This is a genomic window from Streptomyces sp. NPDC048751, assembly GCF_043198595.1.
Classification (GTDB): domain Bacteria; phylum Actinomycetota; class Actinomycetes; order Streptomycetales; family Streptomycetaceae; genus Streptomyces.
Genome location: NZ_JBICUX010000031.1, coordinates 21,892 through 43,311, shown reverse-complemented (window position 1 = coordinate 43,311; position 21,420 = coordinate 21,892). Strand labels below are relative to the sequence as shown.

The window sequence follows — 21,420 nt, the reverse complement described above, 5'->3', positions numbered from 1 at the left end:
ATGTCGAGGGCGTCGAGGACAAGCTTGGCCCGCTTGCTGGTGGCGGCGGACCAGCCGACGACCGCCCGTGAGAACACGTCCACGACGAACGCGACGTAGACGATCCCGGACCAGGTGGCGACGTAGGTGAAGTCCGCGACCCATCGCTCGTTCGGCCGGGATGCGGTGAAGTCGCGTTCCAGCAAGTCGGTGGCCCGATCATGGCCGTCATCCCGGACAGTGGTGCGGATCTTCTTCCCTCGACGGGCGCCCTCCAGGCCCAGGTCCCGCATCAGCCGTGCGACGGTGCAGCGGGCCACCGGTATGCCTTCGCGATGTAGTTGACGCCAGACTTTCCGGACGCCGTAGACGCCGAAGTTGTCCGTATGGACGCGGCTGATCTGCGTCTTCAGCTCAATGTCACGGACCGTCCGGGCGCTGGGGACGCGGTTCTTCGCCGCATAGTAGGTGCTCGTTGCGATCTTCAGTCCGTGGCTGGTCAGGACTCGGCAGATCGGCTCGACTCCGAACACCTGGCGGTGTGCGTCGATGAATGCTACGAGCGCTTCGCTGGCCGGTCGAGCTCGGCCGCGAAGAAAGCCGACTTAGATTCAACCGGTCAGAGCAACAGTGCTGGTTGAGGGCGGTATGCGTGGCGAGACTGGGTCGGCCGGGGATGTCGGACGAGATGAAGGCCGACCTGTGGCGACGGTGGAGGGCCGGGGAGTCGATCAGCGTCATCTCCAGGCAGATCGGTAAGCCGCCGGGCTCGGTGTTCACCGTCCTCAAGCACCACGGAGGGATCGCTCCTGAATCCCGCAAGACACGGGCCGGAAGCCTGACCATGGACGAGCGGGAGGAGATCTCGCGTCGGCTCTGTGCCGGTGAGTCCTACCGAACGATCGCCGGCCTCCTGGGACGCGCGGTGTCGACGATCAGCCGTGAAGTCAACAACAACGGCGGACGCGACATTTACCGGGCAATTGCTGCACAGGAGCGCGCACTTGACCGCGCTCGACGCCCGAAGCGGTGCCTCCTCGCCCGCAGACCCGCGCTGAGGCAGACGGTGGTGAGGCTGCTGGAAGAGGAGTGGTCGCCCGAGCAGATCGTCGGCCACCTGCGTCGGCATCACGGTGACGACCCCGTCATGCGGATCAGCCACGAGACGATCTACCGATCGGTCTACACCACCCGCTGGAAAGTGATCCCGCGCGAGCTGTGCAAGCGCCTGCGGACTGGCCGCCCGATCCGGAAGAACAAGCACCACACGGTGAAAGGCCAGTGGCGCTCACAGATCACCGATGCCCGACCGATCGAGGAGCGGCCCCGGGCGGCAGAAGACCGCAGCAAGTCCGGGCACTTGGAAGGCGATCTGGTGATCGGCTCGAACAACAGTCAGGTCGCCACGCTGGTCGACCGGAAGTCACGGTTCCTCACAGTCGTGAAACTCACCAGCCGCCACACCACCGTGGTCGTTCCCGCTCTCATCGAAACCTACGAACGTATGGACCCCCGACTACGCAGCACGCTGACCTGGGATCGCGGCATGGAACTGGCAGCCCACAAGCGGCTCACCGCCGACACCGGTGTCGACGTGTTCTTCGCGGCCCCGCGTAGTCCCTGGCAACGCGGCACCAACGAGAACACCAACAAGCTCCTCCGCCAGTACCTGCCCAAAGGCACCAACCTGTCGACGTTCAGCCAGGACGACCTTGACGCCATCGCGACGAAGCTCAACAACCGTCCACGCAAGTGCCTGGGATTCCGCACACCAGCCGAGAGTGTTGCCTTGACCGGTTGAATCTAAGTGGGCGGCTCCGGAAATCCTTCGGGGGTTGATCAGGCGGCCAGGGCAACAGAGGATTCTTCTGGCCGGTCGGCGGGTGCGTGCCGGTCGAGTCGGGCCAGCAGATCGTCCAGGTCGGTGGTGGTGAACTTCCACTGGAACGGCTGTGCCGTGGCGTTGTAGCGGTCTTCGAAGGCGCGAAGCCGGTTCCGGACCTGGGACAGGTCCGTGAAGTCGTTGGGTTGGACGACCTTTCTCTGGACGATCGAGAAGAAGATCTCTATCTGGTTCGTCCAAGAGGCGTGTACGGGGGTGTGGACCATGACTGCGTTCGGAAAGGCCGTGGTGAGACGGTCGATGGCCTTCTTCCCCCGGTGGGAGGAGCCGTTGTCGACGATCCAGAAGACACGTCTGGCGCTCGCGTAGGGCTCCTGGGCCATGACCTGGGTGACCAGGGTCATGAAGGGCACGACTCCGGTCTTCGGCTCGCAGCGGCCGAAGACCTTCGCACGGTGGACGTCGTAGGCAGCCAGGTAGGCCAGCGCACCGCCGCGGCCGTACTCGTGGTTGACCCGCATCGCCCGGGCCTGCCCCGGGGCCAGCGTCGGATGGCAGCGGCAGCGGGCTTGGACGGAGGTCTTCTCGTCGCTGGAGATGACGTACTCGTTCGGCCTGAGCGGGACACCCTCGAACGTACGGGCGTACAGGTCAAGGACACGCCGGGCCTTCGCGCGGAAGTCCGGGTCACGGATGAAGATCCAGGACCGGTACTGCCAGGGTTTGAGCACGTCCTCGCGCAGCCAGCGGCGGACCGTGGACGCGGAGACGGTGTCGGTGATCCCGCGCGCGGTCAGCTCGGTGGCCAGTTCCGGGCAGGACCAGCGCGACAGCGGCACACCGGTCTCGGCGGGTAACTGGCAGGCCAGCGCCTTGGTCTCGGCGATCTGCACGGGGGTGAAGCGAGCCGGGCGTCCTGAGCGTTTACGGTCGGCCAGGGCCGACAGGCCGCCGTGGGCGAACCGGCCGCGCCAGGCACGAACCGTGTCCAGGTGCAGGCCGGTCTCGTGGGCGATGCGCGCGTTGGAGCGTCCCCGTGCCGCGTGCAGGACGATCTGCGCACGGCACCGCAGCCGGTGCTCGGTCTTGTGGCCATAGGCCAACTTCTTCAATCGCTCGCGCTCGGCAGCGGTCAGGACGATCGGGCAGGCCGACGCAACGGGCATGTCAGACGGGCCGATCGGGAGAAGCGGAAGACGACGGGGCGCGGCTCTCCGGGCCCGCGCCAACAGCCAACAGAACTCAGCTTTCCGCGACCGCCGACTCGAGCAGGGACAGCGTTTGGTTGTCCGCGTCCACGTCTGCGCGGACGCCGAGAGGCAGCGGCAGGTTCGGCGAGGTGTGGCCGAAGTCGACCTGGGCGAGGACGGGGATGTCACGCTGCGCCAGAACGTCGAGCACAACGTCGCGCAGACCCACCTGGTCTCCGCCGCCCTCGTAGGGCGTGACCTCTCTCGGGATGCCGACCACCATGCCCGCGATCCGGTCCAGCACACCGGACAGCCGCAAGACATGCAGGTCGTTCCAGATCCGCGTGACCGGCCGCTGTAGCTCTTCCCAGAACAAGACGGCGCCGTCGAACCGTTCGGCGGGCAGGGCGAACGGTGTCGCCTGCAGCTGGACCAGGCGGTTCAGCAAGCCGCCGACCAGTGGTCCCTGCGCGCGGCCCGGCCGCCAGGTTTCCCAAGCCTCCCTTGCCGGCAGCGCGCCCGGCGCCTCGGCCTTGGTGAGCACACGGGCGTAGAGGTCGACGAGTTCGGACCGACGGGCCTCGTCGCCCAACGTGTACCAATCGCTGCCGAAACCGTGGGTGACGATGTCGGCGTGGAAGCCGACGAGGCCGGTCTTGGCGTACAACGCCATGTGCAGCACCGAGATGTCGCTATAGCCGAGGATCGGCTTCGGGTCGGCCCGGATCGCGTCCAGGTCGATCAAATCGAGATAGCCGATGGTCGCCTGTCCACCGGTATGCGCGACGATGGCCCGCACCTCCGGGTCACGGAGTAGACCATTGAGCTCGGCGGCCTGCTCCGCCGGAGTGCCCGACGCCCACCAGCGATTCTGCGCTGGGTCGACCATTGGGCTGACTCGCACGCGGAAACCCATCCGCTCCAATATCGCCACACCGCGGGCGAGCAGTGGTTCCTCACCCGGCTCAAGCTGGCCCGAGGGCGCGGTAACGACCACGAGGTCGCCGGAACGTAGCGTGCGGGGCCGAAGGATCACAGACATGGGGCCTCCTTGTTGATCAACGATGGCGAGCAACAAGGCCAGTGCCGCCGATATTCCGCCTCCCCGACGTGATCAAAGCCCCGGAACCCGGCTGGGCCCACCGACCGCCTCCACGCGGACACCTTCGACTGTGCCTGACAGCCCCACTTCGCCACCCCAGACACGACGGACCGATGTGGAATCGCGCCCCGATGTCAACCCCCGAAGGATTTCCGGAGCCGACCACTAAGGATGCCGCCTTGAGGATCTCGTTCGCCCGCCGCAGTTCGGCGTTCTCCGCCTTCAGGCGCTTGATCTCTGCAGCCTCGTCCGAGGTCACGCCCGGACGCTGGCCGGCATCGACTTCGGCCTTGCGCACCCAGGTCCGCACCGTCTCAGCGGCACCGATGCCCAGCTTCGCGGCGACCGCCTTCATCGCGGCCCACTCCGTCGGGTAGTTGGGGCGGATCTCCGCGACCATGCGCACCGCACGCTCACGAAGCTCAGGAGGGTAGGGGGACGGACGTGCCATGACTCGATCCTCTCAGGGAATCGAGCCTCCATCAGAGCCGGAGCGGTTCACCCACCATCGGCCCCGGCAGCGCAGCTCCGCAACCGGCTGGGCAGTTACCACTGGGGGCCGGCTGCGAGGTGATTCCGTGGGTGCGTCGGGAGCCGGTCGGGCTTGCCTTGGTTCGCCCAGGTCAGGTCCCAGGCATGCGCACCCTCCGACAGCCACGGCATGCCCGGCTCAGCCCAACTAATCAAAACGGGGGGTGAGCCGAGACGGCGCAATCCCCGCGCTCTCGCCCCCATTCCGCGGCAGCCACGTACCGGTGGCCGCGCCGCTACGAGGACCGCAATGACACCGGTCCTGGCGTATCCGCCCGGCGAGAGCCGGGCGGATAGCGAACATCAGCACTGCGGTCACATCGCTAACGCTCGCCTGCTGCAGGCAGGCCCATTCCTACCGAATGTGACGTGCTTGTACAGCCGCGACCTGTAAACCCTTCACAGCGCGATGGGCTTATAGGCAAGGGCGGCATCGACGATCTGCTCAGCAGTTGGCTCGTCAGGCAGACCTTCCGATTGCGGATGGAAGATGAGGTCAAGCACTCGAGGATGTAGCACATTACTTTCGAGGGTCTCGATCATAATAGCTTCCTCCTCCTCGGTGCCCTCCACGGCCATGATCTTGTTAACCAACTCGATGAGCTGCTCGCGGGTCATACTCATTCGCTTTCCGCTCCCTGCATGAGGCCGTTCACTTGTGATAACTCGGGTCCAGCACCTCCTCATGGTATCTGGGGGTCACAACTATCAGGTTGTCCAGGTCGTAGACACCTCCACCGCGCTGGATTGGCGTGACATGGTGCAGTACATAATTGGAATTCTTCCCTACGTTTTGCCCCTTGAATACGAACGGTGCCCTTCCGCTCGCCATACGCGTCCTGTCTGATTTAGGGAACTGATTGGCCAATTCTGAGACCTTTGCGACCTCTTTCCAGAAGGCTTCACGAAAATCTCCGAATTTTGCAAACTCTTGCCCCTGGAGCTGACGAGCAACCTGCCCTGGAATCTTGCCAGCGTTCGCCTTATTCCCCCTGAGCCATTGACCAGAAATATCTTTAAGGAGCGCGCCCCCCGTAACAGCGCCGGGCGAGTTCCTCAGCTGTGCCGCGGTTCGCGTCCCGGTTATTGCGAGCCGATTTTCAGCTCGATGCAGAAACATAAAGGCGATACTGCCGGCCCAAGTCGCTCCGCCAGAAGAGAACGACGATCCCGCCACATTGCAAGCCGTTTCGTCGTGATGGACTGTGCAATTCCAGTAGTCGTCAAAGACGGTCAATTCCTTATAGTCTTTGGCGACGCGCTGCCGAAATTCTTGGTCGCATCCGCTGGACACATCAACGCCGCACATGCCTTGGAGGCCAGAGACGCTTGGCGTCTGGCTTGCTGCCCAATCCAGGCCGGCGTCGCAAGCCGCGTCGCAGCCGCTTCCCTCGACGACACCGTCGTACTGCTCGGGGTTCCGCTCCTGATGCTTCTGCACTGCCTCCTGGACAGAGCTCACACCACCGCAGCCGACTTCGGGCATGCAGACCCCGAGACCGGACGGGTCGTTCAGCGTGACCGGGCTGTTGTTGGCGTAGTTGTAGCCGTTGAGGGACTGGTGCTGGTCCAGGGTCAGCAAGGGGTCGACGCTGATGAACTGGCCGATGACGGGGTCGTATTCGCGGGCGCCGATGTGGGTCAGGCCCGTGCCAGCATCAGCCGGCATGCCAAGGAAACCCTTGTCGTCCGGCCAGACGCCTGTCGTTGGGCCCCTGCTCGTGCCGAATGGCTTGCTGTAGCGCTTGCTGAGCGTCTGGGTGGAGTCGCTGGTGATGGAGATGGAGCTGGTGTCGTGGTGGTCGGCGGCGAGGAAGCTGAGCTTCTCGGTGCCGGACTCGTTGGTGCGCAGGGCAATGGTGGCGCTAGCCGCGGTGTAGTAGCGGTTGGCCCACTTCTTGCCCGTTTTGAGGTGGAGTTCGGTCGCACCGAGGTAGAGGACGGTCTCTCCGTTGGTGGCGTTGTCGCGACGGATGAGGAGTTGGCCGTCGGCGTCGTAGAGGTAGTTGGTGGAGGTGGCTGCGGTCCCCTCGGTGAGGCGGGTGAGTTTGCCTTCTGCGTTCCAGTTGAGGGTCTGGGTGGTGGTGGAGTCGGGCTTTTCGACGCGTGTTTCGGTGTTGCCCGTGCTGTCGTAGGTGTATTGCTGTGGCAGGCCCGTGCACGTGCTGGTGGTCGTGGTGGCGGTCAGGGCGTGCGGACGTGCCGCGTCGTAGCAGTAGGTGGTCGTGATGGGGGTGGCGGTGTTCTGCTTTTCGGTCTTGCGCTGGCCTGATGCCGTGTAGGTGTACGACGTCCAGTACGGGGCGGGGCCGCTCAGGTTAGCCGTGGTGCGGCTCGTGGTTGCGCAGTCTGCTGTCTTAGGGGTCCAGGCCTCGGCGAGGCGACGCTGTGTGTCGTAGGTGAAGCACTGGTTGTCTGTGCCTGTGCCGATGTTCGCGCTGTCGAAGATGGAGGTGACGTTGCCGGCCTGGTCGTAGCGGTAGGTGAGGTCCTGTACGGGGCCGCGGGTCTGGTCGTCTGTGGCGGCGCTCAGCAGGCGGCCGGTGCCTCGTTCGTAGGTGTTGGTAAGGAAGACCCGCTTGATGCCTTCGGCCGTTGAGGTGCCGAGCTGCACCTGGCCGACTTGTCCGAGCGCCGTGTAGTCCGTGTCCAGCACGTAGCCGGTAGTACCGGAGAGCTCAGTCGGCAGGCCCGCGTTGTTGTAGCGGTACTCGAGGAGCTCGGAAGCCAGTCCCCCAGCGGCGGGCTCCCGGATAGTGCCGACTGTGCCGTCGAGACGATAGGTGGTCTCGAAGGTGCTGACCGCTGCAATCGCGCCGGAGGTGACGAGTGCATCGTCCGACGGCAGGGTGAGAGTGGTGGCGGTGGGGCGGTAGAGGGAGTCGTAGGACGTGACCTGCTTGGTATAGGCCTTGCCCCCCTTGCCGTTCTCGTAGCGGATGGACGCTGTGGGCAGGCCCTTGAAGAGGCTGTCGTACGTCCAGGCGGCGAGTTGGTTGGCGTCAGTGCGGGCGGTCTGCCACAGGTCGGTCTTGCGGCCGAGTTCGTCGTAGCCGTAGAGGAGGGTGCGGTTCTCGGCGTCTGTCGTCGTGTCGATCTGGTCGAGGGCCGTGTAGCTGGTGCGAGTGGTGCCCTTGTCCGGGTCCACCGCCTTCACCTGGCGGTCGAACAGGTCGTATTCGTAGCTCCACTGCGTGTTGTCAGGGCCAGTGATCGTTTCGGTCTGGCCGTCGTCGGTGTAGGTGTAGCGGACCCGGGTGTACGAGGTGCCGGTGGTCGCACCGTATCCGGTGTCGTTGGGCTGGGTGCCTGCGTAGGTGCGCGTTTCCGTGGTGCGACCGAGGGCGTCGGTGATGGTGCGTGTGGCGTTGCCGCCCTGGACAGCCGTGGTGGCGACGGAGTCACCGGTGTAGGTCGCGGTGGTGGACCACTTCTTCACCCCGTCGACGAGCAGCGTCGACGTAGTGGCGCGACCGGCGCCGTCGAACTGCGTCTGGTTCTGCGTCGCCCCGCCGTACGGCACCTGGGAGTACTCGCCGTTAGGGGCGGTGGTGTTGTCGTAGACGTCAGCGTACGTCTCGTAGACCAGGCCGCGGCTGTCATAGCGTGTGTCCGTGAGGATCCGCCCACCCAGCGGTGATTCCGTTTGGGTCTGGATCGGACGCAGCTGTGAGTCATAGAGCGCGTAAACGGTGCGGTACGCGCTGCTGCTCTTGAGAGTGGCGACGGAGGTCCAGGGCGCCTTGTCGCGTGCGAGGCCATAGCCGAACTTCGCGTTAGGCGTGTCGTTCGCGGAACGAGAGCGGTTGGGCAGCCAGGTGGCGGTGATACGGCCGAGGGCGTCGTAGGTGTGCTCGGTGCGGTTGACATTGGCGTCGAGGGTGTAATTGACCGTGCCGCGCGCTGGGTCGTAGTTGGTGGTTGTCTGGTGGGTCTGGTCGTTGGCTGACAAGCGTGGTGCCTTGACGGCGAGCGTGAACAGTGGCCCGGCCGCTGCCGGGTAGTAGGTGGTGGTTGTGGTGCGGCCCTTGGCGTCGGTCACGGTCAGGGGGCGGCCTAGCTTGGCCGTGGCGGTGTCGTAGGTGGTGGTGGCGGTGGTCTGCCAGCCGCTGGTGGGCAGGGGGTTTCGGTCTGCCGTGCCGGAGGCAGCCGGGTATGCCTTGGCCCGGCCGGTCCAGGTGGGCAGGCCCAGGGTCGGGGTCTGGTCCGGGCTCCAGCCGGTGGCGGCAGGGGTGTCGTAGACGGTGGCGGTGTCGGACAGAACGTCGCCGCGTGTGGTGGCGGACGTCGGGAGGGTAAGGGTGTCGTCGGTGTTGGAGCAGGGCTTGGCGACGACGCGGTTGCGGGAGACGAGCGCCGTCAGGCCCTTGGCGTCGTTTCGGGCGTACCAGGTGCGGGTGCAGGTTTCGTCGCCGGTGAGGGACCAGTCACCGTGGTTGTCGACCTTGGTGACCATGCCGTACGTGGTGTCGTAGCTCCGCGAGACCGCGGCGATGCGCCACTTCTGGGCTGCGGTCAGGTACGTGTCGGTGTAGGTCCGGGCGCCCCTGACGAAGTAGGCCTTGATGTTCGCGTACGACTTCTGCTGGCTGGCGGTCTGTTGGGCCCAGAGGTTGTTGATGGTGGTGGAGATCGCCGTGACACCGTTGTAGGTGATCTCCTGGCGTACCTGGCCGGCGAAGTAGTCGTGGTCGTTGTAGTCGCCGACGTCGAGATCGTCCGTGCTGACGCCGGTGACGTTGTCGAGGTCGATGCCCTTGACGACGGCGGTGCGGGTGGTGCCGTCCTTGCGTTTGTCGCCGTTCATGCCCTGCATGAACAGCTTCACGGTCTTGGATCGGGTGGTGCCGACGTCGCCGGTATAGGTGGTGACCTGCTGATAGCCGCGCCAAATCGACCAGGTGCGCTCCTTCTCCTTGGTGAAGGGGTCATCGTTGTAGTGCCAGCCCGGCGCGGAGTACTCGTATGCCAGCTGAGTGCCGGGGTTGCCTGCGCCGGGGTCGTTGGTGGTGATGGCGGTGACGCGGTACTTGTGGAACCAGTCCAGCCCCGGGTCCCCGCCGTTGATCGGCCAGTAGACCGGGTAGCAGGGCTTGTCGTTGTCGTCCTCGGCCGCGGGCATGTTGCTGCCGCGCACACACTCGGGCTGGGAGAAGGTGACGGACGTGATTGCGCCGGTCTCCGAGACGACGGAGGCGATGCGCGGTCTGGTCAGGGGAAGAATGTTGTCGCTGGTGGAGTCGACCCGGTTGGGGCGCTGCTGGTACGTGAATTCGACGGGCGGCACGCTGGTAGCGGTGCCATTCTTGCCGGTGCGGGTGAGCGAGTCGAGCGTGAGGACCTGGTCGGAGCTGTTGTCGATGTCCTGCCCGTCGAAGAAGCTCTGGTCGAGGGCGTAGGAGTCGACCGGCTGGAAGGTGTCCGGCTCAGCGGCACGTGACCAGTAGTGGGTGTCGATGCTCGTCAGTCGCTTGCGGGTGAAGAAGGCAGGGCCCGTGGCCTTGCAGTCGTCCTCGCTGGCCGAGCAGATGCTGTCGAAGGGAACATCCGGCCAGTTGTCGGCGGTGTCCTTGGTGAGGGAGGAGCAGTCGGCAGCGGTGCACCGCTCCTTGTAGGTGAAGGTGATCTTGTCGGAGGCGGGAGCAGTGAACAGTGTGTCGTTGCGCTGGCCGTAACGGATCTCTTCGAGGTAGCCACCTCGGGTGTAGGGGGCCAGGTCGGTCTTGTCGCCGTTCTTGGCGTAGTGGTTGGTCTCCGCCTTGTACCAGTAGGTGGAGGCGTTACCGTGGACGTCCTCGATCAGGTCAAGGTTCCAGCGCCAGGCCTGGGTCTCGGAACGGTCCTTGAACTGGGCTCCCTTGTCGTAGCCGGGTTCCTTGTCGTCGTCGCCGAAGACCGGAACCGTCCAGACCGAGTTGGTGCGCCCGCTGCCTGCGCCGGGCAGCTTGTTGAGGCCGAAGGTGTACGTGGTGCCGTCGCCGGCGACGATCTTCCAGTGCTCACCGTTGTTGTCATCGTTGTCCGCGTCGGTGAGGCGGGTGACTTTGGAGGCGTCGTCGTCCTTGAGGTGCCAGACGCCCTTGGTGTCGTCGAGGACCAGTTCCGTCGCCTTGCCGTTCAGCACAAGTGAGGCGTTGTCGTACTTCCAGCACAGGTCGAACTTGTCAGTCTGCCCGTCGTCCTCGCACACGCCGTACTTGCGCTCGATGTAGGACGAGGTCAGCTCGAAGCCCTCACCGACGAGAGACGACTGGTTGTTGGTGTTGGCGGTACGGCCGTCGATGCTTCCCGAGTTGTAGGACAGGCTGAGGGACGGTTCCGGGCCGGCCGCCGCAGGCGGTGCCGCGATCGGGTACGACCAGGTGAACGCGCCCGAGGCGCCCCCCGCCTCCCAACTCGACGATGCCGAAAGCTGCGTCGCCTCGAAGTCACCGGAGCCCGCCGAGGATGCGGTAGCTGATGTGGCGGTGGCAGCCATGACCGTCGGTGCAGTCGCGGTCATTCCTGCGAGCGTGGTGCGGGCGGTGACCGTCTGGGCGTGGATGTCGTTGTTCGATGCCTGGATGGTGGTGGCGCGGCACTGGGCCTTCTCTGGCGTCGTCAGAGCGCAGGGGGGAAGAGTGACAAGCCCCAGACGGGAGGGCCAGTTGCCACCGATCGACGAGGCGAACGAGCTGTAGTCGACGGTGACTTGAGCGGCTCCCGGACTGTCCGCTGCGATGGTGAAGAGGACTCCGGTCACGCCTGCACGACGGGCGGCCTTCTGGTCCAGGACGGTGACCTTCGTCTTGCCTCCGGCGAGGGCTCGCGCCTGCCGAGAGGTGTTGCTGGCTTTGGCCGCTTTCACCGTGACCAGAGCATGGTCGTTTCCTGTGTCGCCCAGGTCGGTGGTGGAGACGGAGGCCTTCGGCCACTCGGCGCGGCGCTCGGCCGTGGCCGATACGACCAGCTTGCGGTTGGCCTTCTTCTCCTTGGCCACCTTGGCACGCGCGGCCTTGGCGAGGGGTGAGGTCACGGGCACGACGCGGGTCGGCTTGACGCCAGGCACATCGGGACGGCCCGGCAGTTCGGCCGCCGAGGCCAGTGGCGTGAGCGTGGCGGGTATAGACAGCACCGCCGCGAGCAGGACCGTCAGCGCGGCACGCCGGCCAGGAAGGCGAGCCGGGAACAGGCGAGGGGACACGGAAAGCTCTCCAGAAGGTGAAGGGCAGCCGGTGTGCGGCCGGAAGCTCGATGAAAAGGTGGGTGACGCTCGGCTCGGCCTGGTGGGTGTGCCGCCACGGGACGGCACACCCACGAGGGGTCAGTAGCCGATCAGCGTTTCCACCTGGGTGGGGTCGGTCACCGCGCCCGCCCACAGGCGGATGTCGGTGATCCGGCCGGGCAGGTAGTGGCCCGAGACGCCGTTGGTGAAGCCCTTGCCCACTGCGAACTCACCACTGCCGACCGTGGCTGTGTAGGCAAGAGGAACGTCCTGGGGGTCGCTGCCCACGAAGAGAGTGATCTGACGCTTGTAGGCGTCATACGCTCCGACCAGGCCTACTTCGCTGTCCAGGACCGCCTCCTGGTCGCTGACAACGGACATGGTCGTGCCTTCCGCCGTGAGGCGGCCGAAGTACCAGCGCGCCTTCACGACAGGGCGCTTCACTACGTTTCCGTTGTCGTCCAGGACGGGATCGCCGTTGCCGTCCTCGACCGTCTCGCTCGAGGTACCGGTCTTCTCCACCCACAGGCTCCAGGAGGAGCCCGTCGCCGTGCGCTGGCCGAGGACCTGTGCGCGATAGCCGTCCGGCTTGCCAGCCAGCGCCTGCGTGTCCACTTCAGCCGTGGTGGCAACAGTGAAGGAGCCGGTGTCGGCCACCAACGGCCGCGAAACGCTGGCCGCACCAGACGTGCCGTTGAGGACCAGAGCCTCGCCGTCCAGGGAGGCGCCAGAGGACAGGCTGAGGGTGTTGCCGTAGCCGGACCGGTCAGGAAGCGATGTACCGGTAGCGCCTGAGGGTGTGTACTGGGCGACAAGTTCGGCGTAAGCCTTGTTGCTGGCGTCCACGGGGCTGGCCTCGCGCGCGACCCTGGGGGGCAGCTTGGCCTCCTGCCACACCGCTACCTCGTCGATGTCGCCAAGAAAGTAGTCGACGTATGCGCCCTTGTATTTGACCCGGCCGATCTGCAGGGGTCCGGAAGCCGACCATGCGCCGGTGGTCAGGGTGTCGCTGCCCTGTTTGACGCCGTTGACGTAGAGGATGAGCTCCTCCAGGCGGGTATCGATCACTGCGGTCAGATGCGTCCACACCTTGGTCTGCGGTGCCTCCAGCGAATCGACCCGCTGGTTGTCTATCGAGGTACTGGCGGCATCAGCATCCGCCATGCGCAGGCACCACCGGTTCGCGCCGGCGCAGTAGCCGAGGAAGAACGGGCTGTAATACGTGCCGTCCTGCCCCATCACTGTTGCAGTCGTGCCCGTGGCGTCCAGGCGCACCCACGCGGCAACCGTGTACGAGGCCTGGGTCTCCACCACCTTTCCGGATGTGGCGGCATAGGCCTGCCCGCTCAGCTTGAGGGCCTTGTCCTCGCTGGTCGCCCCGTTTTCCGTGATCACGCCGCGGCGGCCTGTTTTCACGCGCGTGCCACCGTTGATCGTTGCGTTGTCCCGCTGTGCAGTGTCGGAGGTCGACACGTCGACGGCTGCGCCAGATGCTTCGTTGAACGTCCAACGGCCCACCGACTCGTTGCTCTCCTTGACCAGGAAGCGGACACTGTTCTGTCCACCCGGCCGTTTTTGGGCATCCATGGCCTGGACGTCCAGCGTGATGGTGCCCGAGTCCCCCGGGGTGATCGTTTCGGTGACGGTCGTTCCCGGCTTCCAGTCCCGCCATGCGGTGTCCGTGGAAAGCTTGTAGCGGTAGAAGGCATTCACGTCGCCGCTGCCCGGTGTGAAGGTGACGCTGCCTGCCTGCGCGGGTCCTCCAGCGGGTGTGCACGCGCCGGGCAGGCACGCGCTGTAGACGGTGTTGAATGTGATCGATGGCGGCTTGGGCGCAGTGCTGTCAACAGTGAAGTAACACCACGGTGTGGGGCTGCTGCCCAGGACGATTGACCCGCTGTACGAGCGGGTCCAGGCCCGGTAGCGGTACTGCTTGTTGTCTGTGAGGGTCGCGTTCCACACCTTTGTCTGGTCAACCCCGGCGCCCACATACCCGGTAGTTGGACTTTCCGGTCCGCTGGTTGGTTCCTTCGCGTCCGACCATGTGTCGCCGCTACGTATGTCCAGGTCGAAATAGACGCGCAGTGATGCCGAAGCCGATCCGCCCGCCATTGTCCGCGGCGTGGCTCCCAGGCTGGGTGTTGGGTCCGACCACATGGTCGGCGCGGATGCGTTCTTGGAACAGACCACGCTGTTGCCCGTGCGCAACCCGTACTCGTCGGGCATGGCGGGCTTGCCGACGTACTTCACGACGATCGCCGCGTCATCGTCGAACCGCTTCCAGGCGATGGGGTCCGACTCGTCCTTCGCCTTCAGCATCAGTGTCAGCGTGGAGAACTTGCCGTCCGCGAAGGCCTTCACAGTCGGGGTGAGGTTTTCGTCCGCCTCGTCGGGGTTGTCGTTGAACTCGATCGGTGCCCGCGGCTGGGAGGGGTCGCATGCGCTGCCCCGGCCGGCGGAGACGTTCCTGTCGACCATCTGGTCCCAGGAGTTGTCTGACTTCGGCCCGCCCGGTCCCGGCCACTTAGATGACGAGGAGATGCCGTCCGTACGTTCCAGGTCCACCCACCGCGCGTCGCAGGAGAACGACCAGGTTTCCGTCACGACGAACGTGGCGTCCAGGACGTGCTTGCCCTTCAGGCTGCCTGGGGTGAACTCGAAGTACATGCGGTTGGTGTACGGGCTGCCGGTCGTGCAGTAGTACAAGTAGTTACCGATCACCGCCGAGCCGCAGCGGCCCACGCTGACGCCATTGTCGCCGCCTGAGAAGTTGTAGAAGGAGTCACCGTCAGACGACAGAACCGTGCGCTCGGATGAATTCAGCTCGACCGACGGGTCGATGTACAGCGGCAGTTCGGTGCTGGCCGTCCGGTCGATTAGACCGGTGTCGGGGGTGATGGTGACCTTCTGCTCGGTCACGTCCACGTCCATGACCGCTGCCTCGTCGCCGGTGCCGGGGCCGGCGAGCGGATCGCCTTCCTCCACCGGGCCTGCGGGAAGCGAGTCGGCTTCTGCCGTGTCTCCCTGGGGGGCTTGCGAGACGGGGCGAACTGCAGTCGTCTGCGTGCTGGGCCCTTGACTGCCGGCAGACTCGGCGGTGCCTCCGGCGGAGTTCCACATGCGGGCCGAGGGCGAGCGGAAGACCACCTGGCCGTTGCCGTCGACCGCGTCCATGCTTCCGGCCGCCCCTTCGCGGATCTGCAGCCCCTCGACGTCCATCGAGTACTCGAGGGAGGCAAGGGCCGGGTCCTTGGCAGCCTGGAGCGTCTCCACTTCCAGCACCTGCCGGAAACCCTCCACTGTTGCCGTGAGGATCAGATTCACGTCCGGACGCACGTCTTCGTAGACGGCACGTGCACCCTCCAGCCGCGGTTCCGGGAGCTTGCCCGGCCACCCCAGGGACACGGACTGACCGTCCTCGCCGATCGTCACCAGGCCCTTGCCCTCACCGCCGGGCGAGAACGACAAGTCAACCGTGGCAGCCTTGGGACCGATCGATCCGTCCGCGCGCTTCTCCAACGTCGCGTCAGGCGCTGTCCAACCGCCCGTTGGCTTCTCCACGCGTACAGGGACGATCGACCTCTTGAGCGTGAACGTCTCTCCGTCCGGGTTGGCAAACACCGTGTCCCGCTCGGTGCGCTCCCCGGTCACCTCGACAGGTTCACCTGCTGCTACGGCCTGTTGCTGCGCCTGCTCCGTGGCGGACAGGTTCCGGCTGCCCGCGGCCGCAGCGGATGCCGCTGCCGCGCCCTGGTTGAACACAGGTACTGACACCAGCACGGTAAGCGCTGTCAACCAAGCCAGACCGCCCCGTTTGCCACGCGCGACGCTGCGCGCACGGCGCCCCCCGTCCCCCACTTCCCCACCCCTTGCTTACATGATCCTCACAGGTGAGCAAATGACACATGCATCGACCAACGGAAGTCAAGGAAAAAGCAAAGAAGAGCCCTGGACTAAGACCGCTATAGCCTTGAAGAGCATGCATCCTGCGGCTAGGTACCGCATGTGTTCATTTGTCTGCATGCAAGGTGGAGTTGGTTGGTCATCATGACCGGCAGAAGCACTCGGGCACCCGAATGGCTGGCACCCACGGCACAACAACCGCATGAGCCAGCCCCCCGTACCGCGGAGAGAGCTGACAGGTCGTACACCTGTGCTTCCGTCTTATACGTGCTGGGTGGTTGGGGGCCTGTTCTAGCAATGCGGTGCACCGTCAGGGTGGTCGTGGATCCAGGACAGGCCTCCTAGGTCGAGGCGCTGGCGGGTGCGGGTGACGGCGACGTAGGCCAGGCGTGCTTCGGCGTCATCAATGGGGTTTGATGCTGGTGTGTTTGTCTGGTCGTCTGTGATCTTGTTCTGGGAGCGGGCGAAGTCGTCTGCGATGAGCACGCGCGGCCACTCGCGGCCTTTTGCTTTGTGGGTGGTGGAGACAGCAACCTGAGCGTGCGGCTCGGGAGTCAGTTGGGCGACGGCGGCGAGAATGGCGTCAGTGCCGTGGGTGTCGACAAGGTTGACCAGAGGCTGCAGGTCGCGTCCGGCCGGGTCGTGTGCGGCATAGTCCTGCAGGTCGCCCCAGCAGGGGAAGAGGATCAGTTCGGGGTGGTGGGTGCGGCGGCCTTCTTTCAGGTCGCGGGCTGCGAGGGCCAGGGCGTGGAGGCTGTCTCCTCCCCCGGTCAGGGCGACTCGGTAGCCGGTAGCCATGAGGGTCATGACTTGGGCCATGGCGCCGACGTTGGTGCGGCAGAGCACGGCGTCGGGTCGGGTGAGGGGGCCGAGTTCTGTGGTCACGGCGGGGGTGCCGGTGAGGCGGATGGGGGCGTCGGCGAGGTGCAGCCAGCGGTTGGCTTCCGCGGCGAGGTCGGGGCCGAAGCGGAAGGACTGCGACAGGGTCAGCTGGGTGCCGTCGAAGCCGGTCATGATGTCTTTGGCGCCGCGCCAGTGGTAGATGGCTTGGGCGGAGTCGCCGACCATGACCAGTTGGGCGTGGTCGCGTTGGTTGAGGAAGATCTGTTCGATGACGGGGTTGGTGTCCTGGGCTTCGTCCAGCATCAGGAAGTCGGCGTCGATGCGCGGTTGGGTGAGGGCCCAGATTTTGAGGTAGTGGTCGTGGTCGAAGCGGACGGCGCCGTCGTCGGGGTGTTGCAGGTCGGTCCAGGCTTTGCGGGCGAACGGCAGGATGTGGTTGGCGAGTTGGTTGTGTAGGTCGGTGTCTTCCAGTCCGCGCAGGTGGGGGACGTGGTGGTGGGTGATGGTTTCGTCGGCGGTGTGGCAGAAGCGGGTGACGGTACGCAGGGTGGCGTTGGAGAGGGCTTTTTGTGTCACGTCGCGGTCGCCGATGCGGATGGTTTTGGTGATGCCGAGGGCTTGGCCTGTCTGCCAGGCGGGGCGGCGGGGTGCGTTGAGGCGGTGGGTGTAGCGGTGGCCGACGGCTGCGTAGGCGAGGGCGTGGGCGGTCTTGCACAGCACGTTGCGGGGGAAGCGGGCGCCTGCGTCTTGGGCGATGGCCCGGTTGTAGGCGAGGTAGCGGCCTCGGCGCTGGGTGGAGCTGGCGAGCAGGGTGAGGGTGGTGGTCTTGCCGGTGCCTGCGCCGGCCTGCAGGGCAAGGTGCTGGCCCGCGTGGAAGGCGTCGGCCGCGGCCGTCTGTTCGTCGGTCTGGTTCATGCGGGGGCTGCTCCGGGGGTGCGGGTCAGGACGTGGCCGACGGCTGTCAGAAGGTGTGCGGCCGTAGTGCCGGCGAGTAGTTGCCGCACGGCCCGGTTGAGCCGGTCGGCCTCGTCACTGGCGTGCTGGGTCAGCGCGCGGTGCAGGGCCAGCTTCACGAAGTGGTCTGGGCTCTGCCCCGCTTGATGGGCAGCCTGGCGGATCGTGGCGTGGACGGCGGGCGGGAAAGCGATGTTGAGCAGGACCTGGCCGCTGGCGTCTGGGTAGTGGCTGGTGATCACGTCGATGGGCAGCCGGTCGCTGACGTGGCGGCGCAGACGGTGGGCTGCACGGCTTGGTGTCTTGGCCGGCCAGACTGTCATGAGGCGGGTGGCATCGTGGTTGGCTGCGAGGGGCACGGCTCGGGTGGCGTGGCGGAGTTCGGATGGGGCCACCGGCCGGGTCAGGATGATTTCCAGGGCATGGTGCGGCATTTTCACCTCTTTCCGCCACGGCCCGGTGCGGGGTGCGGGAGGCGAGTGTGGATGTGTGGTGAGTGCAGGAGGGGGTCGAAGACCTGCCATCCGGCCAGGGCGAGGTCGGCTGCCCCGGGGGCGGCGGCGTGTGCTGTGCAGCGCTGGGTGCGCCAGCGCAGCTGTTCTGTGTAGGCGAGGCGGCCGAGGTCGTAGACGGCCATCAGTCCGGCGGGCAGGGTGAGTTGCCCGCGGTGAGGGCCGGTGGGCAGCAGTTTCCAGCGTCCGGCGGGGAGATGGGCGTCCAGCACGGGGCGGGGGCAGCGGTGGCGGTGGCGGGTCTGGGCCACGCATTGGATGGCGTCGACAGGGCTGTCGGCCAGGTAGCGGCCGAGGAGGATCTGTACAACCGGGCGGGCCGGCGATGCGGCGGTTGTGGCCGCCTGAGGTGTGGTGGGCGTGGCCGGGGTGAGCGCGCCGGTGTCGATCAGGCGTCGGGTGTGTAGGGCGAGTTGGCGGCGCATTGCCTGCAGGTACGGCCCGATGTGCGGCGTGGGGGTGTGATGGGGGCAGATCACGTGGTGAGAGATACGGCACCAGTCGCTGCGGTCGCCGTGTGGGTGGGCAATGCCTCCGCTCAGGTGCCAGCGGCAGGCTTCGGGGACTTGAGTGGCGGCCAGTTCGGCGGGGTGCAGGGCGATGGGCTGCTGGTCGGCACGCTGGTAGAGGTCGATTCGGTTGCCGCACCGGCGGCAGTGCCTGTCCTGGCCGGTGCGCAGGAGGCGGCTGGGGCTGGTGGCGGAGACCCGCAGGGGCCGGCGGGGGTGGGTGGTGCGCGGGCTGCCGTCCCAGTGGCAGCGGGCGCGGTCGGGGTGGGGGCACATGCGGGGGACCGTGCCAGGCGGCACGCCGTGATGGCGGGATCGGCCGCCGGTGTGTCCAGCGAACGGCGCAGCGGAGGTGAACACCTGAACGGACACACCTATAGGTGTTCGGCGTGCTCTCGTCGGTTCGGGTGATTCGCGCGGCGGGGCCGTCGGGGGCGGCGCGCGGTCAGGGGTTTGTGGGGCCGGGCGGGGTGTGGTCGTTGCAGAGGGTGCCGAGCAGTTGCTCGATGGGCACGTCGAGGGCGTGTGCGAGGGCGTGCCAGGTGGTGAGGCTGCCGGTGGTGCGGCCGTGCTCGAGGTCGATGAGGGTGCGGCGGGCCAGGCCGCTGCGGCTGGCGAGTTCATCGAAGGTCCAGCCGCGCTCGCCCCGCAGGCGCGCGAGTTCGACGCGCAGCGCGGTGAGGTCGGGGTCGGGCGGCAAGATCGTCACCCCACCATCCGACGGTGCAGACACCTGCCCTGTCAGTGCAGACTTCTGCACTATTTGCCGGGATGAGGGTGACGTTTGCGGTGCAGAGTTCTGCACTACCGTGCAGGCGTCCTGGCGCCTGCCGCCGGGTCATCTGCCATGGCGGCATGTTCAGACGGGAGGACAACGGGCCGATGAGGCTGGCCGGCACACATGCTGCGATGCGACGCATCTGGACGGTGGACCTGCATCCTCAGGCGGGCGGACCACGTCTGGTGTGCGCCCACTGCACCGCGCACACCGCCCCGCTAGAGGCAGCGTCCGCCCGATCCGCGGCCCTGGCGCATCTCGCCTGCCATGCCCGCGGTGACGTGGTGCCGGGGTATCTGCGGACCTGTCAGTGCCGGACGCTGGGTTGCACCTGGCATCCGCGGCACCGCGGCTGCGCCGGGCCAGTACTGCTCGCCCTCACCCGCAGCCGCAGCGGTCGCACCTGGCGCCTGGCCGACACCTGCGCCGCCTGCGCTGCGGCAACCAGCCACACCGCCGTAGTGCCCGACACGCTGATGAGACCGCGCGCCCTTCACGACGTCTACCCGCCCCCTCCCCCACCCGCCACGCCCGCTGGCGAAGGCGAGCGGGTGCGCGTACGGGAGATGCTCACTTACCTGGCGTCCGCACTGCCCCGGTTCACCTCCCCCGGCGCGCGGCTGCTTGCCCTCCAGTGCGCCCTGCGCGCTGACACCCACGGCCAGGTCCGGCTGCCTGCGGGTCTGCTGCGAGGGATGCGCCTGCACGGCCGCCAGGAGGTCTGGCAGGAGCTGGCCCAGGACAATTGGCTCAGGATGCCGGATCTGAGGCCTGGCGTCGTGACGGTACGGCTGCTCGACGCCGCGGTTGTGGACCAGGCACCTGGCCGCCGCTCGCGCCGCCGCGCCGCTCACTGGGCGCTGTACTGCGCGCCGCTGGTCCCGCCGCCTGGCACGCCGCCCGTCCTGCGGCTGGCCGCCCTCGTACTGGCAGTGCACGACGCAGGTTATGGCGGTCACGGCGCGGACATGGAGCTCCTCGCCCGCCTGTGCGGGCAATCCCCTCAGCAGACCGGAGAACTCCTGGACCGGCTGGTGACCATCCGTGCTCTGGCCTCCTGGCACCACGATCGGGAAACCGATGAAGTGGGCTGGCAACTGCCCTCAGAGCACGCGTTTCCCCGACCGGCCATCCTCAGCTCCCATCTGCTGCCCATTGATACGTGCGGCGATTGAGCGGAACGCTGGAGGAGAACAACTTGCTCCGCTCGTCCGTACTATCTATGAGCAGGCCCCTGCGGGTTGGCTCAATTACGTCGTCCCGCACCCATCAGGCCGGGAAGCACGCACGCCTGCTGGCTCTGCGCCTTCGGCCCTGAACCGAGAGAGGTTGCGCGTCGCATGTCTGAGAACGCCCAAATCACCGAGCTGACATCGCAGTACACCGCTCAAGTAACCGCCGACCTCGAACGCAACACCAAGGAACAGGAACGTATCGGCGGCGAAATCTCCGTGCTGCAGGAGCAGTTGGCAGCCCTCCAGCGCGACCACACAGTGCTGCTCAGCATTCAGCAGGCGATCGATGCGGCACCGGCTCCTGCTGGGCCGGCGGCCGGATCCGAGAGCGCCACAGTGCGTGCCCCCCGCAAGAAGACAGCCGGGCCCTCCGCGAGCGCCAGGCGGCCAGGGACGAAGAAGGCCGCTACCGAGACTGGTCGCGCTGCTCGAGACAGCAAGCCAGCCCCCCGCAAGCGCGGTGGTAAGACCACCGCGGTGAAGGAGACGGCGCAGCCGACGCTGGTCGACCTGGTCCGTCGCCACTTGGCGGAGCAGAGCGAACCGCGCTCGGCTGCGGAGGTCGCCGCGGTCCTGAGTCAGGCCCATCCCGAACGCACGATCAAGACGAACGTGGTGCGCACCACGATCGAAGGGCTGGTGGCCAAAAGCCAGGCCCATCGCACCAAGCAGGGCTCCTCTGTCTTCTACACCGCACCCGACGCCCTGGAAGAGGCACCCCAGGAGCAGCCCGCGTCGGCTGACGCCTGACAGCGCCGCAGCACACGCCTCGTGAAGAGCTCCACGGCTCCGGCTGATCGGGAGGTGTTCCTGGGAACGGCTCGAACCACGGCACGG

Annotated in this window: 12 protein-coding genes and 2 pseudogenes; 3 read left to right on the top strand and 11 right to left on the bottom strand. The window is 66.5% G+C overall.

Annotated elements, in window-relative coordinates:
- Positions 1–569, bottom strand: a pseudogene (locus ACGFNV_RS45680) (IS3 family transposase); the annotation flags it as partial.
- A 98-nt stretch (positions 570–667) separates the two neighbouring features.
- Between ACGFNV_RS45680 and ACGFNV_RS45675 the strand changes: the two are divergent.
- The gene (locus ACGFNV_RS45675; RefSeq protein WP_393631483.1) at positions 668–1,780 is read left to right on the top strand and encodes an IS30 family transposase; all 1,113 of its coding nucleotides are present in this window, start codon (positions 668–670) and stop codon (positions 1,778–1,780) included.
- Between the two features lie 38 nt (positions 1,781–1,818).
- Here ACGFNV_RS45675 and ACGFNV_RS45670 read toward each other — a convergent pair whose 3' ends face one another.
- The 10 genes and pseudogenes from ACGFNV_RS45670 to ACGFNV_RS45625 all read right to left on the bottom strand — a co-directional run bounded on the left by ACGFNV_RS45670 (position 1,819) and on the right by ACGFNV_RS45625 (position 19,279).
- Positions 1,819–2,988 carry an IS630 family transposase gene (locus ACGFNV_RS45670; RefSeq protein WP_393631481.1) on the bottom strand — a complete coding sequence of 390 codons (1,170 nt, stop codon included), beginning with the start codon at positions 2,986–2,988 and terminating at the stop codon, positions 1,819–1,821.
- Positions 2,989–3,064: 76 nt separating this feature from the next.
- Positions 3,065–4,054, bottom strand: a complete 990-nt coding sequence (locus ACGFNV_RS45665; RefSeq protein WP_355247585.1) for a S66 peptidase family protein — start codon at positions 4,052–4,054, stop codon at positions 3,065–3,067.
- Between the two features lie 202 nt (positions 4,055–4,256).
- Positions 4,257–4,565: pseudogene (locus ACGFNV_RS45660) on the bottom strand (transposase); the annotation flags it as partial.
- A 479-nt stretch (positions 4,566–5,044) separates the two neighbouring features.
- A complete protein-coding gene (locus ACGFNV_RS45655) occupies positions 5,045–5,269 on the bottom strand; it encodes a bacteriocin immunity protein (RefSeq protein ID WP_393631479.1) in 225 nt (74 codons plus the stop codon).
- A 28-nt stretch (positions 5,270–5,297) separates the two neighbouring features.
- Positions 5,298–11,828, bottom strand: coding sequence for an RHS repeat-associated core domain-containing protein (locus tag ACGFNV_RS45650; RefSeq protein WP_393631477.1), 6,531 nt, complete (start codon positions 11,826–11,828; stop codon positions 5,298–5,300).
- 120 nt (positions 11,829–11,948) lie between these two features.
- A complete protein-coding gene (locus ACGFNV_RS45645) occupies positions 11,949–15,611 on the bottom strand; it encodes a LamG domain-containing protein (RefSeq protein WP_393631475.1) in 3,663 nt (1,220 codons plus the stop codon).
- A 432-nt stretch (positions 15,612–16,043) separates the two neighbouring features.
- The gene (locus ACGFNV_RS45640; protein ID WP_393631473.1) at positions 16,044–17,510 is read right to left on the bottom strand and encodes a UvrD-helicase domain-containing protein; all 1,467 of its coding nucleotides are present in this window, start codon (positions 17,508–17,510) and stop codon (positions 16,044–16,046) included.
- Positions 17,507–17,989, bottom strand: a complete 483-nt coding sequence (locus tag ACGFNV_RS45635; protein ID WP_393631471.1) for a hypothetical protein — start codon at positions 17,987–17,989, stop codon at positions 17,507–17,509. The genes ACGFNV_RS45640 and ACGFNV_RS45635 overlap by 4 nt, the downstream gene beginning before the upstream one ends.
- Positions 17,986–18,846, bottom strand: a complete 861-nt coding sequence (locus tag ACGFNV_RS45630) for a DUF6083 domain-containing protein (protein WP_393631470.1) — start codon at positions 18,844–18,846, stop codon at positions 17,986–17,988. Before ACGFNV_RS45630 ends, ACGFNV_RS45635 begins: the two co-directional genes overlap by 4 nt.
- A 169-nt stretch (positions 18,847–19,015) precedes the next feature.
- Entirely contained in the window at positions 19,016–19,279 is a 264-nt protein-coding gene (locus ACGFNV_RS45625; protein ID WP_393631469.1) for a helix-turn-helix transcriptional regulator, read from the bottom strand.
- A 200-nt stretch (positions 19,280–19,479) separates the two neighbouring features.
- Here ACGFNV_RS45625 and ACGFNV_RS45620 point away from each other — a divergent pair, with 200 nt between their 5' ends.
- Positions 19,480–20,523, top strand: a complete 1,044-nt coding sequence (locus ACGFNV_RS45620; protein ID WP_393631467.1) for a hypothetical protein — start codon at positions 19,480–19,482, stop codon at positions 20,521–20,523.
- Between the two features lie 165 nt (positions 20,524–20,688).
- Complete coding sequence (locus ACGFNV_RS45615; protein ID WP_393631466.1) at positions 20,689–21,333, top strand: hypothetical protein; 645 nt, start codon at positions 20,689–20,691, stop codon at positions 21,331–21,333.
- Positions 21,334–21,420: the final 87 nt, after the last annotated feature.